Source organism: Silvimonas sp. JCM 19000, assembly GCF_054652575.1.
On the sequence record NZ_BAAIHC010000001.1, the window covers coordinates 128,446 to 146,676 of the forward strand.

An 18,231-nucleotide genomic window follows, 5' to 3' on the forward strand; every position below is an offset into this window, starting at 1 on the left:
GCGCTGCGCTGGCTAACGTCGGGCTCGGCTATTTGAAGTCGGGCCGCGGCGTGTCCGGACCATCGGGTGGCAATTGCGGCAGCTCGCGCGCGCTGGCGGGCACGGCGCCGTTCAGGCTGGTCAGAAACGCCTGGATGTTGTCGATATCCGTCGCGCTAAGCTCAGTGCCCAGCTGGGTCTGCCCCATAATGCGGATCGCATCGCGCAAGGACCAGACGCTGCCATCATGAAAATACGGCGCGGTTTGTGCCACATTGCGCAGGCTGGGCACTTTGAAGATGTCCCGGTCCGCCGCCTTTTTGCTCACTTCTGCCACGCCGTGATCACGCCCCTTGCTGCCGGTGTATTGCCAGTAGGGCCCCTTGGCCAGGCCAAATTTCATGAATTGCGTGCCGCCCAATGCCACGCCGCCATGGCAGGCAATGCAGCCACTATCCATAAAGCGGCGCAAGCCGGCTTGTTCGGTCTCGGTCAGGGCGGCGGGGTTGCTGCTCAGATATTCATCAAAGCGCGACGGTGTGACCAGGGTGCGCTCAAAGCTGGCGATGGCGCTGGCGATATTGTCGTACGACACCGCGCTCTTGCTGGCCGGAAACGCCTTGGCAAACAATGGCGGGTAAGCGGGGATGGAGTTGATCCGGCGCACGGCGGTGCTGGGGTCAGCCAGCGCCATTTCAACCGGGTTGGTGATCGGCCCCTTGGCCTGGTCCTCCAGCGTGACCGCACGGCCATCCCAGAACTGCTTGCTGTGGTAGGTGGCATTCAGCACGGTGGGTGAATTGCGGCTGCCCGGCTTCCAGCGGTGGCCCAGCGAAACCGGCGTGTTATCAACGCCCGCACGCGCCAGGTTGTGGCAGCTGTTACAGCTGAGCGTGCCGGAGCGCGACAGCCGTGCATCAAAGAACAACATCTTGCCCAAGGCAATGCGGCCGGTCGGATCAGGATTCGGCGTGGCATGGATCGGTTTGAAGATGGCTTGCGCCTGTTTGCGCAGGGCGGGGTCGGGCGAGGCCGGCGCGCCGTTGGCGTGGGCTTGCAGCAGCAAGCCACAGCCCAGCGCGATGACAATAAACAGATGAAACAGCGGTCGATCAAACAGCATGTGAACCTCGGGGGCGGGGCGGAGAAATGGGCCATTACAGCCCGCCACGCCGCCTTGCCGTTTGATCGATATCAGCCGTTACGCAATTATTTGCAAGCTGCAAGCATCTCCGGCTCAACGCCAGCGGCGGGCACCGGATAAAACTGTGCCAGCGTCTGACCGAGCAGCTGTAAACCAAGACGGATTTCCTCGGCGGTGCTGTTCAGCGCGGGCATGATGCGCAGGCAGTGATTACGCGGATGGTTGATCAGCAAGCCGTTGTCGCGCGCGGCTTCCATAACGGCTTCGGCGCGCTCGTCGCCCAGTTCCAGCGCCCACAGCAAACCGGCGCCACGCACTTCCCCCAGACCGAAGCGCGTGCTTAGTTCCTGCAAGCCGCGCTGTAACTGCGCACCGCGCTCGCGCACATTGGCCAGGAATTCCGGTTGCGCCACGTGTTGCATCACTGCCAGACCGACCGCCGCAGTCAAAGGATTGCCGCAAAACGTGCCACCCTGGTCGCCATAGGCAAAGACGCTGCAATGCGCTTTGGCCAGCAGGGCAGAAATCGGCACGCCCGCGCCCAGGCCTTTGCCCAGCGTGATGATATCGGGCTCGATGCCGCTGCTTTGATAGGCAAACAAGGGGCCGGTGCGGCCACAACCGGTTTGCACTTCATCAAGGATCAGCAGCAGATGGTGTTGGTCGCACAGGGCGCGCAGCGCTTGCAGAAAGGCGGGCGTGGCAGGATTAACGCCGCCTTCACCCTGAATGGGTTCCAGCATGATGCCAACCGTTTGCGGGCCGATCAGCCGTCGCACGCTCTCGATATCGTTGAGCGTGGCTTTGGGGAAGCCAGGCACTTGTGGCGGAAAATAAACATCCCAGCCGGGCTTGCCGGAGGCCGACATGGCCGCGATGGTGCGGCCGTGAAACGCACTGCTGAAGGTGATGATTTCATAAGCGCCGTCCTTATGCAGACGGCCCCATTTGCGCGCTAGTTTGATGGCGCCTTCGTTGGCTTCAGCGCCGGTATTGGCCAGAAAAACCTGGTCCATGCAGCTATGGTCGACCAGCCATTGCGCCAGTTGCGTGGCGGGCGTGTTGTTGAAGGCCGGGCTGGGCGTGATCAAGGTCATGGCCTGGCGTTGCAGCGCGTCTGCCACCAGTCTGGGGGCGTGGCCGAGACTGTTGACCGCCCAGCCTTGTAACCAGTCCAGCCAGGCTCGCCCCGCCGCGTCATACAGCCACGCGCCTTCGCCACGCTCGAATTGCAGCTGGGGACGGGGGGTGATGGACATCAGCGGATTGGGCTGGCTGGTCATGCTGGTTTACTCCTTGGGGTCGGATGCCGGTAACGCCGGCGAAAAAAAAACGGGCCGCGAAGTATTTCGCGGCCCGTTGGTCTGGTGTGTGTTTTCTGGAGCAGGGTTGCCTCAGGGCAACCGGTCCTTGTCACACGCCCATGGCAACGCGCCACGGCCCGCCGCCGCGGCTGCGGCTCGGCGGGCCGCGTTGCGTCGGCCTTGAGCGTGTGGGTAGGAATTCATGCTTTTTAGAGTGCCGGTAAATTTACCGTGCTGTCAACGCTGAATTTCGCGCGGCTTATTCAAGCAAAAGTCCGGCCTTGGCCAGCCGTTGGGCCAGCGCATCCATGCCCCCTTTGTATTCCCAATACATCAGCCGCCCATGTCCGCCCGTAACCAGCAAATACCGCTCGCTGATCGACTGGATACGGTCGATGGCCACCAGCTTGATGGTATAAGCCTCGTCCAGCGGTTCTTCGATGATCTCGGCATTCTGGGCGTCAAATCCATGCACGATGCGTGCAGTTCTGACCTTTAGCCGGATAAATTTAGCGCTCATTAACGCGGTCCACCATGTGAGTTGATCAGGTCATCCTGGGCCGGATTGCGCCAGCTACTGGCGAGTGCGGCGGCCTGCCATTCCTGCATGGCCGGCACGGCCAGCATCATGTCGCGATAGGCCGCGGCATCGTCAGGCAGTGCCACGTTATAGCTATAAAAACGCCAGACCACCGGCGCAAACATGGCGTCGGCAATGCTGAAAGCGCCAAACAAATACGGGCCCTCGGCGCTGGCGAAATGCGTGCGCGCATCGCGCCAGGCCAGACAGATGCGATCGACCTCGCTTTGCAGCGTGGCTGGCAGCGGCACACCCTGCGCCCGCAGGCGGATATTCATCGGCAACTGGTTGCGCACCTGCGCAAATCCGCTGTGCATTTCGGCGGCGATGCTGCGAGCGCGCGCCCGGGCGGCGCGGTCGGCGGGCCATAGTGCGGGATGTTGTTCTGCCAGGTATTCGCAAATTGCCAGGCTATCAAAAACCTGCAAGTCACCATCATGCAAGCTCGGCACCAGCCCGTTGGGCGAATATTGCAAATGGCGCGCGTCCACGCCCTGGCCGCCTAAAGGCACTTCAATTTCTTTGAAGGCGATGCCTGCCTGGCGCAGCACCAACCACGGCCGTAACGACCAGGAGGAATAGTTTTTGTCACCCAGATAGAGCGTGTATTGCGCGTCGGCAGAGTCCATCAAGCCTTCCTTGTGATTGAGATATGCGCATTCAGTGCGCGTTTTTCGCGTTGGCGGCGGATGGCGTGCCAGAGTACGCGCACCCCGCGCGCCATTTGCCGGTAGAGCCAGCTTGGCTGCGGGCGGATGCGCAGTTGCCCGGTGCCTTCCACCAGCACATCACCCAGCCCGACATCCACCCGTTCTTGCGCTTTCAGGATGATGTCACGCGCCTGGCCGTTTACGGTAATCCACATTTCGCCACTTTCACAAACCATACTCCAGCGCTGCCGCGCATCCAGCCGCATCAGCTCGCCTTTTAGTACCAGTCGGATGTCTTGTGCCATCGCGCTTTACTCCTGTCTCCGTGATGGCTTGTAATGTAGTCGCACACAAACTTAAGAAAAATCGATATATTTTTACGCTTTTCGTGAATAAAACTAACAGGAGGCGCGCATGCGCAATCTTCCTCCCTTGCCGGCGTTGCGGGCGTTTGAAGCGGTGTCGCGGCTGGGTAGCATGGTGCAGGCGGCCGCAGAACTGCACGTCACGCATAGCGCCATCAGCCATCAGATCAAGGCGCTGGAAGAAGAGCTGGCGGTGCTGTTGTTTGAGCGGCAGGGGCGCCGTCTGCTGCTGACCGAGGAAGGACGTATCTACGCCATGCAGGTGCGCGCCGCCATGCGCGATCTGCAGAGCGCCACCGAGATGGTGCTCAACCGGCCACGTCCGGATGAGCTGGTGATTTCAGTGATTCCTTCCTTTGCCACGCATTGGTTGATTCCGCGCTTGCCGCGCTTTAACGCGCTGTTCCCGCATTACAAAATGCGCTTACGTGCCGGCCTGGCGCTGGATGATCTGAAAACCGGCATGGTTGATCTGGCCATCCGCATGGGCGCGCGGCAGTGGCCCGACGTGCAGACGCAATGGCTGATGCAAGAGCGCGCGCTGGGGGTGGCTGCGCCGCACTTCAATGGCGGCGTTCTGCCCAAAAACATCGAGGAATTCTTGCGTTGCCCGGTGATCCGCTCTTACGACAGCGGCCGCGACTGGTGCCGTGCCGCCGGGCTGGATCAGTCCTTGCCGCCGGGGCTCAATTGCAACGATTCCAGTTTGCTGGTGCAGGCGGTGTTGCTGGGGCAGGGCGTGGCGGTCACGCGGCGTTCGCTGGTGGACGGGCTGATGCGCGAAGGTCGCCTGGTGCAGCTGCTGGATGTTGAAGTGCCGTTTGATCGCGATTACTGGCTGGCGTGGCCGCAGCGCAGTGAAGGCTCGGCCAAACTTGATGACTTTGTCGGCTGGCTGAATCGCGAGGCGGCTGAGTATCAGCATGGCTTGCCGCCGTGGCCGCATGCAGACGCGGCCAGCTGATCTAGCAGCTGTTTTCGTTGGCCGGATCGCGTTGGCGCGGGTCGGCCTGGGCCAGCACGGTGACAAAGTCCTGCAATTGCGCACGCAAGGTAACGATTTCCTCAGCCGGCATTGAAAACGCGCAAATCAAACGCGAGGGGATAGCAGCCGCTTGCGTTTTCATCTCGCGTGCGCGCTGGGTCAGCTTGATGACCACGCGGCGCTCGTCATCCGGGTCACGTTCTCGCGTTACCAGATCGTTTTGCTGCATGCGTTTGAGCAAAGGGGTGAGGGTGCCGCTGTCCAGATGCAGCAAGCGTCCCAATTCGCCCACGCTTTGCGGCGCGGTCTGCCACAGCGCCATCAAGACCAGATATTGCGGATAGGTCAGACCCAGCTCATCCAGCAGGGGTCGATACAAGCGCGTCAACATATTGCTGGCGGCGTACAGCGGAAAACACAATTGTTGTTCCAGTGAAAGCGGATCGTCATCGTCGCGCTGAGTCATGGCTGGCATCCTGAGTAAGCAGCATAAGATAACACGCGAATACTGAATTGCGCCTGTATCGGCCCAGGTATTGCGGCCGATAAATGATGAATGTAGTCAACTTTTGTGAACTACGGCGCGTTAAAGCCGACACTGCGTGTCGGCGCGCGCGTCCGCCAGGACAGCCCGGCATGCAGATTCTTATAACCGCACCCGGTACGAGGTTCTGCCATGTCGACCCCCACGCTACAGCCCAGTTCGCAAAGTCTGACCGGTGCCGTATTACGCGTCACCAGCGGCAATTTTCTCGAAATGTACGACTTTATGGTCTACGGCTACTACGCCAGCAATATCGCCAAGACCTTCTTTCCTTCCAGTAACGAATTCCTGTCATTGATGTTGGCGCTGATGACTTTTGGCGCCGGGTTTTTAATGCGGCCCTTGGGGGCGATCGTGCTCGGCGCCTTTATCGATCATCACGGGCGTCGGGCGGGACTGATGCTGACCCTGGGCTTGATGGCCTGTGGCACCTTGCTGGTGGCGTGTGTGCCGGCTTATGCCACGATCGGTCTGGCGGCGCCTTTGCTGGTGGTTATCGGGCGGCTGTTGCAAGGCTTTTCGGCGGGGGTGGAGCTGGGCGGGGCGTCGGTTTATCTGTCTGAAATTGCGCCCCCGGGCCGCAAGGGTTTTTTTGTGGCGTGGCAATCGGCCAGCCAGCAGGTGGCGGTGGTGTTTGCCGCCTTGCTTGGCGTGCTGTTGCATGCGGGTCTCAGCACACAGCAAATGGACGATTACGGCTGGCGCGTGCCGTTTTTGATTGGCTGCATGATCGTGCCCTTTCTGTTTATCCTGCGCGCGTCGCTGCGTGAAACCGAAGCCTTTGCCGCGCGCAAAATCCGGCCGACACCCCGCCAGATCCTGGCTTCGGTGCTGCACAACTGGCAATTAGTCGGCATTGCCACCCTGCTGGTGGTGACCACCACCGTATCGTTTTATCTGATCACTGCTTACACCCCGACCTTTGGCAAGACGGTGCTCAAGCTGGGCGAGAGCGATAACTTTGTCGTTACCGTCTGCATCGGCCTGTCCAATCTGTTCTGGCTGCCGGTGATGGGCGCTTTGTCCGATCGCATCGGGCGCAAGCCGTTGTTGTTGACGTTTACCGTGCTGAGTCTGCTTACGGCCTACCCGGCGTTGGCGTGGTTGGTGCAGGCGCCGTCGTTTACCAACCTGTTGCTGGTCGAGCTGTGGCTGTCGTTCTTGTACGCCAGCTATAACGGCGCGATGGTGGTGGCGCTGACCGAAATCATGCCGGTCGAGGTGCGCACCACCGGCTTCTCGATGGCCTATAGCCTGGCCGCGGCGATTTTTGGCGGCTTTACGCCCGCGATTTCCACCTGGCTGATTCATGTGACCGGCAATAAAGCCATGCCGGGCGTCTGGCTGAGTTTCGCCGCCGCCTGCGGCCTGGTCGCAACGCTGGTGTTGTGGAAGACCGGCCGGCTGGAACGCAGCCCGGCACTAGCGGCGGCCCCGGCCAAACACGTTTACGCACCTTAGCCGTATCTATTCAGCGGGCAGCGTATGCCAGCGAAAAACCGTTATGAATCAATCTTTAATTTTGATAGTATCTATTCACTATCTATTCATGATTGATTCAGGCGCTGGCCATGACCCTACCACCCCCCACCGGCACCGCTCTGCTGGATGTGCTGCAGCGCGGTGCCCACGATGCGCCCAGTCTGTGCCGCCTGCTTGGCATCAGCCAGCCCACCTTGTCGCGTCAGGTACGAGCGGCGGGGGCGGCGGTGGTGCGCAGCGGTCAGGCGCGCAGCACGCGGTATCTGGCCAGCCGCGCCATCGACGGCCAGCGCGTGCTGCCGTTATTCCGGGTTACGCCCGACGGTTTGCTACAGCAATGGGGCGAGCTGCTACCGGTTTATCCCGATCCGCATGTGCTGGTGCGGTTTAGCGATGGCAACCCGGACGAGCTGTTTGAAGGCCTGCCGTGGTGGCTGCAGGATATGCGGCCGCAGGGGTTTCTGGGGCGGACGTGGGTACAGCGGCGCGCCAGCCCGCTGGGCTTGCCGGCGGATTTGAACACGTGGGATGACAACCATGTGCTGCGCGCCTTGGCAGCGGGGGAGCAGGACAATATCGGCAATCTGTTGCTGGGCGAAGCCGCGCGCGCGGCCTGGTTGGCGCGGCCGGAAGGCGAGGTGGTGCAGCTGGCTCAGCGCGCCGAACGCTATAGCGCATTGGCCGCACTGGTGCTGGCCGGAGAGCCGGTGGGTTCGTCGGCTGCAGGCGAGCAACCCAAGTTTGCCTGCACCTTGCGCGACGGCACGGCGGCCGACGCCTGGCAGCAGCCGGTGCTGGTCAAGTTCAGCGTAGCAGCCCAGACCCCCAGCACCGAACGCTGGCGCGACCTGTTGCTGGCCGAGCATCTTGCACTGCAGACCTTGCGTGAACACCATCTGCCCGCCGCTGAAAGCGTCGTCATCGATACCGCGCAGCAGCGGTTTTTGCAGCTGACGCGGTTTGATCGGCTGGGTGCGGCGGGGCGCTGTGGTTTGATTTCGCTGGCCGCGTTGGAGGCTGGCGTGATCGGAGCGGCGCAATATGCCTGGCCGGAGCTGACGCGGCAACTGGCGGCCAGCGGCCATATCACCGCGCAAGCGGCGGAGCAGGCGGCGCAGTTCTATGCCTTTGGCCGCTTGATCGGCAACAGCGACATGCATCACGGCAACATCGCGTTTCTGCATCACGGCACGCTGCCGCTGCAACTGGCGCCGTGCTACGACATGTTGCCTATGGCACTGGCGCCCGATCGCAATGGCCTGATGCGGGATGCACTGCCGCCGCTGATCATCCCCAGTCAGCCCGCGCCCGCTGTGTGGCGTGCCATGCTGCCGCTGGCGCGCGCCTACTGGGCGCGTGTTGCTGCCGACGCCCGTTGCAGCGCTGCGTTCAGTGCCATCGCCCAGGCGCAAACCGGCTGGCTGGATCAGGTTGAGAGCCAACTGGCGCGCATGCTCTAGCTGTGCGGCTCCAACGCCGTCCACTGATTGTTATTGCGATGGCTGCGTAGCACCGCATCGATAAACTGCATGCCGCGCACACCATCATCCACCGTGGTCAAAAAGCTGCTTTCGGGCGGCAAGGGCAGACCGGCATCCACTGCCAGAATCTGCAACGCGGCGTCCTGGTACAGTTGCGCAAAGGCTTCCAGATAGCCTTCGGGATGGCCGGGCGGCACGCGGGTGGCGTGGGCCGCGGCTTCGCTCTGGGCGCGGCCACGCGTAATGCGTCGGGTTTCGCCGGCCAGTGGGGTGACCAGCAGTTCATTCGGATTCTGCTGGTCGAATGCCAGCCCGGCTTTGGTGCCATACACGCGTAATTTCAGCGCATTTTCTTCACCCGCCGCCACCTGGCTGGCCCACAACATGCCGCGCGCGCCATTGCCATAACGCAGCATCGCCTGCACGTGGTCATCCAGCGGCCGCCCCGGCACAAAGGTATGCAATTCGGCGGCGATGCTGCTCGGTTGCATGCCACTGACGTAGCTGGCGAGGTGATAGGCATGCGTGCCGATATCGCCCAGGCAGCCAGCCGGGCCCGCGCGTTGTGGATCGGCGCGCCAGCCTGCTTGTTTATTGCCGGCCAGTTCCAGCGGTTCGGATAACCAGTCCTGCGCATATTCCACCTGGATTACGCGGACGTCGCCCAATCCGCCACTGGTTACCATCTCGCGCGCATGCCGCACCATGGGGTAGCCGGAATAGGTATGCGTCAAGGCAAACACCTTGTTATGCAAGCGTGCCAGGCGCTGCAATTCCAGCCCTTCCTGCAGCGAAATGGCCAGCGGCTTGTCGCAGATGACGTGGATGCCTGCTTCCAGAAATGCGGTGGCCACCGGCGCGTGCAAATGGTTGGGGGTGACGATGGCGACCACATCGATACCATCTTCGCGCTCGGCCTCTGCCTGCGCCATGCTGCGATAGTCGGCATAACTGCGCAGCGGATCGATGCGGGCGGCGGCGGCACTGGCGGCGGCGCGATCGGGGTCGGCCGACAAGGCGCCCGCCACCAGTTCATAGCAATCGTCGATGCGCGCCGCCAGACGGTGCACCGCGCCAATAAAGGCGCCTTGGCCGCCGCCCACCATGCCCAAGCGTAAACGTCTTTGCATTAATGGCCTCCCAGGCCTAATAGATTCTGGATCTGGGTGGGGTCGACGCCGCTGCCCGCAAAGTCATCAAACGCGCGTTCGGCCACCACGATAATGTGTTCGCGTATAAATTCCGCGCCTTGCCGCGCGCCTTCTTGCGGGTGTTTCAGGCAGCACTCCCATTCCAGCACGGCCCAGCCGGGAAAATCGTACTGCGCCATTTTCGAGAAGATGGCCTTGAAGTCGATCTGGCCATCGCCAGGCGAGCGAAACCGTCCGGCTCGATCAATCCAGTTGCTGTAACCGCCGTACACGCCTTGGCGGCCGCTGGGGCGAAACTCGGCGTCTTTAACGTGAAACGCCTTGATGCGCGCGTGGTAGAGATCAATAAAGGCCAGATAATCGAGTTGCTGCAACACCATATGGCTGGGGTCGTACAGGATGCTGGCGCGCGGATGCTGCGCCACGCCATCCAGAAAGCGCTCAAAGGTAACGCCATCGTGCAGATCTTCGCCCGGATGCAGCTCGTAGCACAGATCGACACCCGCCGCGTCGAAGGCATCAAGAATGGGCCGCCAGCGTTGGCACAAGGTGGTAAATGCGGTCTCGATCAGGCCTTCCGGCCGTTGCGGCCACGGGTATAAATACGGCCAGGCCAGCGCGCCCGAGAAGGTGACGTGCGCGCGCAAGCCCAGCCGCTGCGAGGCCTGCGCCGCCAGCATCAGCTGCTCGATGGCCCAGGCGGTACGCGCGGCGGGGTTGCCACGCACCGCCGCCGGGGCAAAGCCATCAAACAGACTGTCATAGGCCGGATGCACCGCCACCAGTTGCCCCTGCAAATGCGTCGACAGCTCAGAAATCTGCAGGCCATAGCTTTCGAGCATGCCCAGCAGATCATCGCAATAAGCCTGGCTGGTGGCGGCTTGCTGCAGATCAATCAAACGCGGATCGGTAGGGATCTGCAGCGCAGCGTAACCATGGCCGGCGGCCCACTGCGCCAGGTGCGGCAGGCTGTCAAACGGCGCCGCATCGCCCAGGTATTGCGCCAGAAAAATCGCCGGGCCTTTGATCGTTCTCATGTCTGCTGTCTCCGCGTGCAACGCTTAAAACTAGTCCAGATGCGCCACCTCAGAACGGCGAATCGGGAAAATAGAACGTTTTGGCGTTGTCTTTGGTGATCAACACCGACGGAATAATGGTGTTGGCGGGCAGTTTTTCGCCTTTGAGACGCGCTTCGGCGGTCAGCTTGATGGCGTCGTAAATAAACCGGGGCGAATACGATACGTCGGCTTTGATCAGCGGGTTGCTGCCATCCATGATGGTCTTGACCGCGCCCTTGGCCCCGGCGCCCCCAAACACTTCTTTGATATCGGTGCGTTTGGCCTGGCTGATAGCCTTGAGTACGCCCACTGCCATATCGTCATCGGCCGCCCACACGGCATCGATGTGCTTGAAGCGCGTCAGATAATCCTGCATTACCTTGAAGGCATCATCGCGGTTCCAGTTGCCGTATTTGGCGTCGAGGATTTTCATGTCCGGATGGCTTTTGATCACGCCATTGAAAGCCTCAAAGCGTTCGTTATCCAGGGTGGTGGGTATGCCGCGCAGCACCACCAGGTCGCCTTTGCCATTGAGTTGCCGGGCCAGATATTCCGCCGGTAGCTTGCCGAAGGCGGTGTTATCGCCCGCCACATACGCGTCCTGGGCGCTGGTGTCGGTCAAACCACGATCCACCACCGTCACGTAGACGCCCTTGGCTTTTACCTGCGCCACCGGCTTGGTCAAAGACGCCGATTCAAACGGAAACACCACCAAGGCATTGATCTTGTTCACCGTGAGCAAATCCTGCAGCTGGTTGGCTTGCTCGGGCGCGGCACTGGCGGTTTTGACGATGACTTTCAGATCGGGATGCTCTTTTTCCAGTTCCTTTTTCGCCTCATTGGCCCACCACACTATGCCCGCGGTAAAACTATGCGTGGCGGTGGGAATAGACACCCCCAGCGTGACCTTTTCGGCCGCGTGGCTCAGGGTGGACAAGGCCAGCAAGCTGGCGCTGATGACGCACATCAAGCGTTTCATGGTGGGTCTCCAAGGGCGCTGTCTGCGCGCCCGGGCAGGAAGGCGGGGATGCCTTCGTTAACGGCGTGAGCGCTGCAAAAACGCGACCACGATAATGACCCCACCTTGCACGGCGGCGTTGAGGTACACGCTGATGATGCTGGTGAGATTAAGAATATTGCTGATCACCGACAGCAGGATCGCGCCGATGACCGTGCCAAACACGCGGCCCTCGCCGCCTTTGAGTGCGGTGCCGCCCACCACGACGGCGGCGATGGCTTCCAGCTCCCACAACAAGCCGGTGGTGGGCGTGGCCGATCCCAGGCGGGGCACGTATAACAGCGTGGCAATGCCGACGCACAAGCCAAGCAGGGCATAGGTCAAGGTCTTGACCAGATCAACGCGGATGGCGGCATAGCGCGCCACTTGTTCGTTCGAGCCGATGGCTTGCACATGGCGGCCGAAGGCGGTGCGGTTAAGCAACAGCGCGCCCAGCAGCGCCACCAGCACAAAAATCCACACCGGGATCGGCACGCCCAGCAGCACGCCGTAATACACGGGGCTGTAGACATCGGTCAGCGCGTTATCCAGCGTCAGCGCACCGCCATCGGCCAGCCAGGTCAACAACGCGCGAAAAATGCCCAGCGTGCCCAGCGTGACAATAAACGGCTCGATGCGACCGCGCGTAATCAGCAGGCCATGGATGGCGCCAAACAGCGCGCCCAGCAGCAGCGCCAGGCCGATGCCGAGCGCCACCACCGCCAGCGGATGCGTCGCCCACGTACTGGTGCCCAGCTTGTTCATCAGCAAGATCATGCTGCCCGCGATCAGCGCGGCCATCGAACCGACCGACAAATCGATGCCGCCGGACATGATCACAAAGGTCATGCCCACCGCGATGATCCCGATAAATGCCGTGCGGGTGAGCACGTTCATCATATTGTCGAAGGTGGCGAAATCGCTGTTCAGCAGCGTGCCCGCCACGCACAACACGACCAGGCCCAGCAGCGGCCCGACCGCATGCAGTTTGCCCAGCCAGCGCCAGCCGCGACGTGGCGATTCAGTGGGTGCCAGTGGCATAGCCGATCAAAGCCTCTTCAGTCAGTTGGTCTGCCTCGAGCGTGGTTTGCAACTGGCCGCCGCGTAATACCGCCACGCGATGGCACAGACCGATCAATTCGATCAGCTCGCTCGAGATCACGATGACCGCGCGGCCTTGTTGCGCCAGCGCGTGAATCAAGAAATAGATATCGCGTTTGGCGCCCACATCGACCCCGCGCGTGGGTTCATCCAGTACCACCACCTTGGGGTCGGGATGCAGAAATCGGGCCAGTGCCAGTTTTTGTTGATTGCCGCCGGACAACATGCGCGCCTTGCTACGGGTGTCGCCGCTGCGGATGCCGAAATCATGGATGGCGCGGTCCAGCGCAGCTTGTTCCGCGCGCAGGTCCAGCAGCGGGTGGGCGTAGCGTTCCAGCGTCATCAGGGTCAGATTCGGCCGCAACGGCAGATCGATATGCAGGCCTTTGCCTTTACGGTCTTCGCTGAGATAAGTCAGGCCATGGCGCATGGCCGCACGTGGATGCTTAAGCTCGACCGGTTGGCCCGCGATGGCAAATGCGCCGCCGCTGCGTGGGCGCAAACCGATAATGGCCTCGAAGGCCTCGGTGCGCCCGGCCCCCACCAGCCCGGCAAAGCCGAGGATTTCGCCAGCGCGAACTTCAAAGCTCAGATCGTCGGTCCAGCCCGGCACCTGCAGATGCTCAACCTTGAATGCGACCGGCGCATCGGCGGCAGGGGGCGTGCGCGGCGGGAACATATCCGACACATCGCGTCCGACCATCAGATTGGCCATTTGCTGGCGCGTGACGCTGGCCGTGGCGGCGCGGCTCACCAGGCGGCCATCGCGCATCACCACAATCTCATCGGTGATGCGCTCGACCTCGTCCAGTTTGTGCGAGATATACAGCACGGTGACGCCATCGGCGCGCAGCTTGCGCATCAGAACGAACAGACGCTCGGTTTCGCCCGGGGTGAGGGTGGCGGTGGGCTCATCCATGATCAGCAAGCGCGCATGACGCGACAAGGCTTTAGCGATCTCGACCAGTTGTTTCTCCGCCACGATCAAGCGCCGCACCGGCGTGGCGGGGTCCGCGTTCAGCCCGACCTGCGCCAGATACTGGCGCGTGGCGGCATGCATGGCGCGGTCGTCCAGCAAGCCGTGACGTTTGAGTTCGTGCCCCAGAAAGATGTTCTGCGCAATGCTGAGATGCTCGGCCAGATTGAATTCCTGGTGGATCAGCACAATGCCGCAGGCTTCGGCCTGGCGCGGGCCGCTAAAGCTTTGTACGCGTTCGTCCACCCATACCTGCCCGGCGCTGGCTTGTTCGTATCCGGCCAGAATTTTCATCAGCGTGGATTTGCCGGCGCCATTTTCGCCCAACAAGCCGTAGATGCGCCCGGGGGTGAGGCCAAAGCTCACCTCATGGAGCACTTCGACCGGGCCGAAGCGTTTGCTGATCTGATCGAAGCGGATCGCCAGGCTCATCTCAGGTGCTCGCTCTGATTGCAAGCCGATGCGGCAACAACACGCTGGCGGGCCGATGGCTGCGGTCGGCCAGCATATCCAGCAACAACTGCACGGCGGTTTCGCCCAATTGCCGCATCGGTTGCGCCAGCGTGGTCAGCGGTGGATCGGTTTGCGCCGCCAGCGCGATATCGTCAAAGCCGACCACCGCAACATCGTGCGGGATGCGCTTGCCCAGGCTGCGTGCGCCCGCCAGAGCGCCGATGGCCAGAGTATCGGACACGGCAAACACCGCGGTCGGTGGTTCCGCCAGACTGAGCAACTGTGCCATCGCCGTATTGCCGGCGGCGTAATCAAGACTGTGGGTATGGATGCACCAGTCCGGCCGTGGCGTAATGCCTGCGCCACTGAGCGCATCCAGCCAGCCCTGCTTGCGTTGCCGTGCATACAGCCAACCTGCGTCGCTATTGATCAGGCCGATACGGCGATGCCCTTGCTGCAGCAAATGCAACACGGCATCTTGCGCGGCCTGGCGGTTGTCGATGCCGACATAGGGCACGGCCATGGCGGGGTCGAACTCGGCGCAGGCCACCCACGCCAGGCCTGCATTATCGTTGGCCAGCGCGTGCTGCACGGTGTCGGGGTCCAGGCAGATTGCGCCATCGGCGCGGCGCCGCCGCAGCAAATCAAACCAGGTGTGTTCACGTGCAATATCTGCACCGGTATCGCACAACACCACCAGATAACCATGCTGGCGCGCCACGCTGTCGATGCCGCGCATGATCTCGGCATAAAATGGATTGCCCACGTCGGGCACCAGGACCAGTAACAAGCGGGTTTCGGCGGTGCGTAGATTGCGCGCCATGGCGTTAACGCGATAACCCAGCGCCTGCACCGCGGCCATGACGGCATCACGCGTGGCCGGCTTAACCACCTGCTGGCCGTTAAGCACGCGCGATACCGTCGCCACCGAAACCTGGGCATGCCGTGCCACCGCGGCAATCGACACAGCTTGGGGTGGGGCGGGGCGGCTGGAATCGGGCATGGATGTAGTCGAATGTAAACGATTACATTTTTGTAGAGGTGGCCCGCGCAAGGCGCAAGACATTTCGATGTTGCGGCGCGGTAAGGGCGATACTTAAGTCTTGCAAAACATATAAACGAAAAAGAATAACAATTGCACTTATTATTCTTTTTGGTTTGTATGTGGCTTTGCTAGATTGGCCGCTCACGCTGACAGGCGTGCATAACCATCACACAAGGAACGGGGATCACATGAGCACATTGAACAAAGCACGCTGGCTGGGCTGGCTGGCGCCGTTGACGCTGGCGCTGAGCGCCAGCGGCGTGCACGCTGCCGACGACGTGACCGTGGCCTATCAGACCACGGTTGAACCCGCCAAAGTGGCGCAGGCCGATGGCGAATATGAAAAAGCCACGCACAGCAAAATCAACTGGCGCAAGTTCGAGAGCGGCGCGGAAGTGATCGCCGCGGTGGCCTCCGGCGATGTGCAAGTGGGTTATGTCGGTTCCAGCCCCTTGGCCGCTGCCGCCAGCCGCGGTCTGCCCGTGGAAACCTTTTTGATTGCCATCCAGATCGGCTCGGCCGAAGCGCTGGTGGTACGCCCCAACATCAATAAGCCGGCTGATCTGATCGGTAAAAAGATTGCGGTACCGTTTGTTTCGACCACGCATTACAGCTTGCTGGCCGCGCTGAAACACTGGCAGATTGATCCGTCCAAAGTGCAGATCATCAATCTGCGCCCGTCTGAAATTACCGCAGCCTGGCAACGCGGCGACATTGATGCCGCCTACGTGTGGGACCCGGCGCTGGGCAAAGCCAAAGAGACCGGCAAATTGCTGGTGACCTCGGCCGAGGTGGGCAAGTGGGGCGCGCCGACCTTTGATGCATGGATTGTGCGCAAGGATTTCGCCAGCAAAAACCCGGACTTCGTCACTGCCTTTGCCAAGGTCACACTCAAGGCGTATGCCGACTACAACGCCAATCCCAAGGCGTGGATTGCCAATCAGGCCAATCTGGACAAGGTTTCGCGTTTGACCGGCGCCAAGCCGGAAGAAATTGCGGGCTTGCTGCAGGGCAATGGCTATCCGAACGCCAGCGAACAAAGCACTTTGCTGGGGCAGAGCACGGTGAAGGCGGTGGCAGCCACCTCGGCCTTCCTCAAAGAGCAGGGCAAGGTCGACAGCGTGCAGCCTGACTACGCGCCGTGGGTCGAAGCCCGATTTGCCCGCGCTGCCCGCTAAGCCCAACCCGCCGCCGCCATCCGGAGAGCCTGCATGAGCCCCACGCAAGGTCTGCAATTCGAGAACGCCAGCGTTATCTATCCAGGCCAGAGTCAGCCTGCGCTGCAGCAAGTCAATCTGCAGGTGGCGGCCGATGATGTGGTGGTGGCGCTGGGGCCATCCGGTTGCGGCAAGACCACGCTGCTGAATCTGGCGGCCGGGTTTTTGCTGCCTACGCATGGCGTGGTGCGCTTTAACGGCCAGCGGATTAACGCGCCAGCAGCGGCACGTGGTGTGGTGTTTCAGGACAACGCGCTGCTGCCTTGGCTGAACGTGCTGGATAACGTGGCATTTGGCCTGAAGTTGCAGCGCGTGCCCAAAGCCGAGCGCGAACAGCGCGCCCGTGCCGTGCTGGCGCAAGTCGATCTGCAGGATTTTGCCGGGCACCATGTCTGGCAATTGTCGGGGGGCATGCGGCAACGCGTCGGCCTGGCGCGCGCGCTGGCCGCCGACCCGCAATTGCTGTTGATGGATGAGCCGTTTGCCGCACTGGATGCATTCACGCGCGAGCAGATGCAGGAACTGTTGTTGCAACTGTGGCGGCGCAATGGCAAACGCATTTTGCTGATCACGCACGACATCGAAGAAGCAGTGTTTCTGGCCACCACGCTGGTATTGATGTCGCCGCGCCCGGGGCGGATTGTCGAGCGCTTGACGCTGGATTTCGGCCGTCGCTACGCAGCGGGCGAATCAGCGCGCAGTATCAAATCCGACCCGTCGTTTATTGCCACGCGTGAGCACGTGCTGGCGCGCATCTTTGCCCACCGCGGCCAGGAGCAATGAGATGGAGCAAACGCTGTTGACCACCGAACTGGATGTGACCGAAGCCGCCAGCGTGGAATGGGCCAGTTGCAGCACCGCTGGCGTGCGCCCCAAACCATTCCGGCCGTGGGTATTGAGCGCGATCACGGTGGCTGTGCTGATTGTGATCTGGTGGGCGGTGACCACGGCCGGCTTGATCCAGCCGGTGTTTTTGCCCTCGCCACAAGCTGTGTTGGGCAAGGCCTGGACGGTGAGCACCCGCGGCTTTATGGACGCCACGCTGTGGCAGCATCTGGGCGCCAGTCTTGGCCGCATGCTGGTGGCGCTGCTGGCCGCCGTGGTGTTGGCGGTGCCGGTGGGCGTGGCCATGGGTTTGTCGCGCCGGGCTCATGCAATTCTTGACCCACTGATCGAGTTCTATCGGCCGATACCGCCTCTGGCCTATTTGCCGCTGATCGTGATCTGGTTTGGCATCGGCGAGCTGTCGAAAATCTTGCTGATTTATCTGGCGATCTTTGCGCCGATTGCGATTGCCACGGCGGCGGGCGTGCGCCATGTCGATCCGGCCCGCTTGCGCGCGGCGCAGGCTTTGGGCGCCACGCGCTGGCAAAGTGTGTTCTACGTGGTGTTGCCCAATGCCTTGCCCGATATTCTGACCGGCGTGCGCATCGGGCTAGGCAGTGGCTGGTCTACCCTGGTGGCCGCCGAACTGATCGCAGCCACGCGCGGCCTGGGCTTTATGGTGCAATCGGCGGCACAGTTTCTGGTTACCGACGTGGTGGTGCTCGGCATCGCCGTCATCGCGATCATTGCCTTTGGCCTGGAGCTGGGCCTGCGCTGGCTACAACGCCGCCTCACCCCCTGGAAAAGCATGACGGCATAAGGTGGGTGGAAGCCCACCATGCCAAGCCATCGCCACGCGCCGCCCCCTTTGCATGCCACTTTGATGGGTGGGTC

Annotated in this window: 18 protein-coding genes; 6 read left to right on the plus strand and 12 right to left on the minus strand. The window is 61.8% G+C overall.

Going from position 1 to position 18,231, the window contains the following annotated elements:
• Positions 1–28 precede the first annotated feature (28 nt).
• The 5 genes from ACYQ1A_RS00590 to ACYQ1A_RS00610 all read right to left on the minus strand — a co-directional run bounded on the left by ACYQ1A_RS00590 (position 29) and on the right by ACYQ1A_RS00610 (position 3,962).
• Positions 29–1,102 (minus strand): cytochrome-c peroxidase, encoded by a 1,074-nt coding sequence (locus ACYQ1A_RS00590; protein WP_499359315.1) that lies wholly within the window; start codon positions 1,100–1,102, stop codon positions 29–31.
• Positions 1,103–1,188: 86 nt separating this feature from the next.
• A complete protein-coding gene (locus ACYQ1A_RS00595; RefSeq protein ID WP_499359317.1) occupies positions 1,189–2,406 on the minus strand; it encodes an acetylornithine transaminase in 1,218 nt (405 codons plus the stop codon).
• Between the two features lie 280 nt (positions 2,407–2,686).
• Positions 2,687–2,947, minus strand: coding sequence for a hypothetical protein (locus ACYQ1A_RS00600; protein WP_499359318.1), 261 nt, complete (start codon positions 2,945–2,947; stop codon positions 2,687–2,689).
• A complete protein-coding gene (locus ACYQ1A_RS00605) occupies positions 2,947–3,636 on the minus strand; it encodes a glutathione S-transferase family protein (RefSeq protein WP_499359320.1) in 690 nt (229 codons plus the stop codon). The genes ACYQ1A_RS00600 and ACYQ1A_RS00605 overlap by 1 nt, the downstream gene beginning before the upstream one ends.
• Positions 3,636–3,962 (minus strand): DUF2917 domain-containing protein, encoded by a 327-nt coding sequence (locus ACYQ1A_RS00610; RefSeq protein WP_499359322.1) that lies wholly within the window; start codon positions 3,960–3,962, stop codon positions 3,636–3,638. Before ACYQ1A_RS00610 ends, ACYQ1A_RS00605 begins: the two co-directional genes overlap by 1 nt.
• Positions 3,963–4,071: 109 nt before the next feature.
• Here ACYQ1A_RS00610 and ACYQ1A_RS00615 point away from each other — a divergent pair, with 109 nt between their 5' ends.
• Complete coding sequence (locus ACYQ1A_RS00615) at positions 4,072–4,986, plus strand: LysR substrate-binding domain-containing protein (protein ID WP_499359324.1); 915 nt, start codon at positions 4,072–4,074, stop codon at positions 4,984–4,986.
• A gap of 1 nt (position 4,987) precedes the next feature.
• On the opposite strand, the gene ACYQ1A_RS00620 is transcribed toward ACYQ1A_RS00615, so the two are convergent.
• Positions 4,988–5,473, minus strand: coding sequence for a MarR family winged helix-turn-helix transcriptional regulator (locus tag ACYQ1A_RS00620; RefSeq protein ID WP_062225308.1), 486 nt, complete (start codon positions 5,471–5,473; stop codon positions 4,988–4,990).
• A gap of 210 nt (positions 5,474–5,683) precedes the next feature.
• Between ACYQ1A_RS00620 and ACYQ1A_RS00625 the strand changes: the two genes are divergently transcribed.
• Entirely contained in the window at positions 5,684–7,012 is a 1,329-nt protein-coding gene (locus ACYQ1A_RS00625) for an MFS transporter (protein ID WP_499359327.1), read from the plus strand.
• Positions 7,013–7,122: 110 nt separating this feature from the next.
• Positions 7,123–8,493 carry a type II toxin-antitoxin system HipA family toxin YjjJ gene (gene yjjJ, locus ACYQ1A_RS00630; RefSeq protein WP_499359329.1) on the plus strand — a complete coding sequence of 457 codons (1,371 nt, stop codon included), beginning with the start codon at positions 7,123–7,125 and terminating at the stop codon, positions 8,491–8,493.
• Here the strand turns inward: yjjJ and ACYQ1A_RS00635 are convergent.
• Genes ACYQ1A_RS00635 through ACYQ1A_RS00660 form a run of 6 tightly spaced genes read right to left on the minus strand, consistent with a single transcriptional unit; the run spans position 8,490 to position 15,253 of the window.
• Positions 8,490–9,644, minus strand: coding sequence for a Gfo/Idh/MocA family protein (locus ACYQ1A_RS00635; RefSeq protein ID WP_499359330.1), 1,155 nt, complete (start codon positions 9,642–9,644; stop codon positions 8,490–8,492). The two genes, yjjJ and ACYQ1A_RS00635, sit on opposite strands and share 4 nt — an antisense overlap.
• On the minus strand, positions 9,644–10,702 hold the full coding sequence (locus tag ACYQ1A_RS00640) for a sugar phosphate isomerase/epimerase family protein (RefSeq protein WP_499359332.1): 1,059 nt from the start codon (positions 10,700–10,702) through the stop codon (positions 9,644–9,646). The genes ACYQ1A_RS00635 and ACYQ1A_RS00640 overlap by 1 nt, the downstream gene beginning before the upstream one ends.
• 49 nt (positions 10,703–10,751) lie before the next feature.
• On the minus strand, positions 10,752–11,702 hold the full coding sequence (locus ACYQ1A_RS00645; RefSeq protein ID WP_499359335.1) for a substrate-binding domain-containing protein: 951 nt from the start codon (positions 11,700–11,702) through the stop codon (positions 10,752–10,754).
• Between the two features lie 57 nt (positions 11,703–11,759).
• Positions 11,760–12,761 (minus strand): ABC transporter permease, encoded by a 1,002-nt coding sequence (locus ACYQ1A_RS00650; RefSeq protein ID WP_499359337.1) that lies wholly within the window; start codon positions 12,759–12,761, stop codon positions 11,760–11,762.
• Positions 12,742–14,229, minus strand: a complete 1,488-nt coding sequence (locus ACYQ1A_RS00655) for a sugar ABC transporter ATP-binding protein (RefSeq protein WP_499359338.1) — start codon at positions 14,227–14,229, stop codon at positions 12,742–12,744. The genes ACYQ1A_RS00650 and ACYQ1A_RS00655 overlap by 20 nt, the downstream gene beginning before the upstream one ends.
• Before the next feature lies 1 nt (position 14,230).
• Positions 14,231–15,253, minus strand: coding sequence for a LacI family DNA-binding transcriptional regulator (locus ACYQ1A_RS00660; protein WP_062224593.1), 1,023 nt, complete (start codon positions 15,251–15,253; stop codon positions 14,231–14,233).
• Positions 15,254–15,483: 230 nt separating this feature from the next.
• Between ACYQ1A_RS00660 and tauA the strand changes: the two genes are divergently transcribed.
• From tauA to tauC, 3 genes are read left to right on the plus strand one after another with little or no spacing between them, the layout of a single operon-like run.
• Entirely contained in the window at positions 15,484–16,473 is a 990-nt protein-coding gene (gene tauA / locus ACYQ1A_RS00665; protein ID WP_499359340.1) for a taurine ABC transporter substrate-binding protein, read from the plus strand.
• A gap of 33 nt (positions 16,474–16,506) precedes the next feature.
• A complete protein-coding gene (gene tauB / locus ACYQ1A_RS00670; protein WP_499359343.1) occupies positions 16,507–17,295 on the plus strand; it encodes a taurine ABC transporter ATP-binding subunit in 789 nt (262 codons plus the stop codon).
• Between the two features lies 1 nt (position 17,296).
• The gene (tauC, locus tag ACYQ1A_RS00675) at positions 17,297–18,157 is read left to right on the plus strand and encodes a taurine ABC transporter permease TauC (protein ID WP_499359345.1); all 861 of its coding nucleotides are present in this window, start codon (positions 17,297–17,299) and stop codon (positions 18,155–18,157) included.
• Positions 18,158–18,231: the final 74 nt, after the last annotated feature.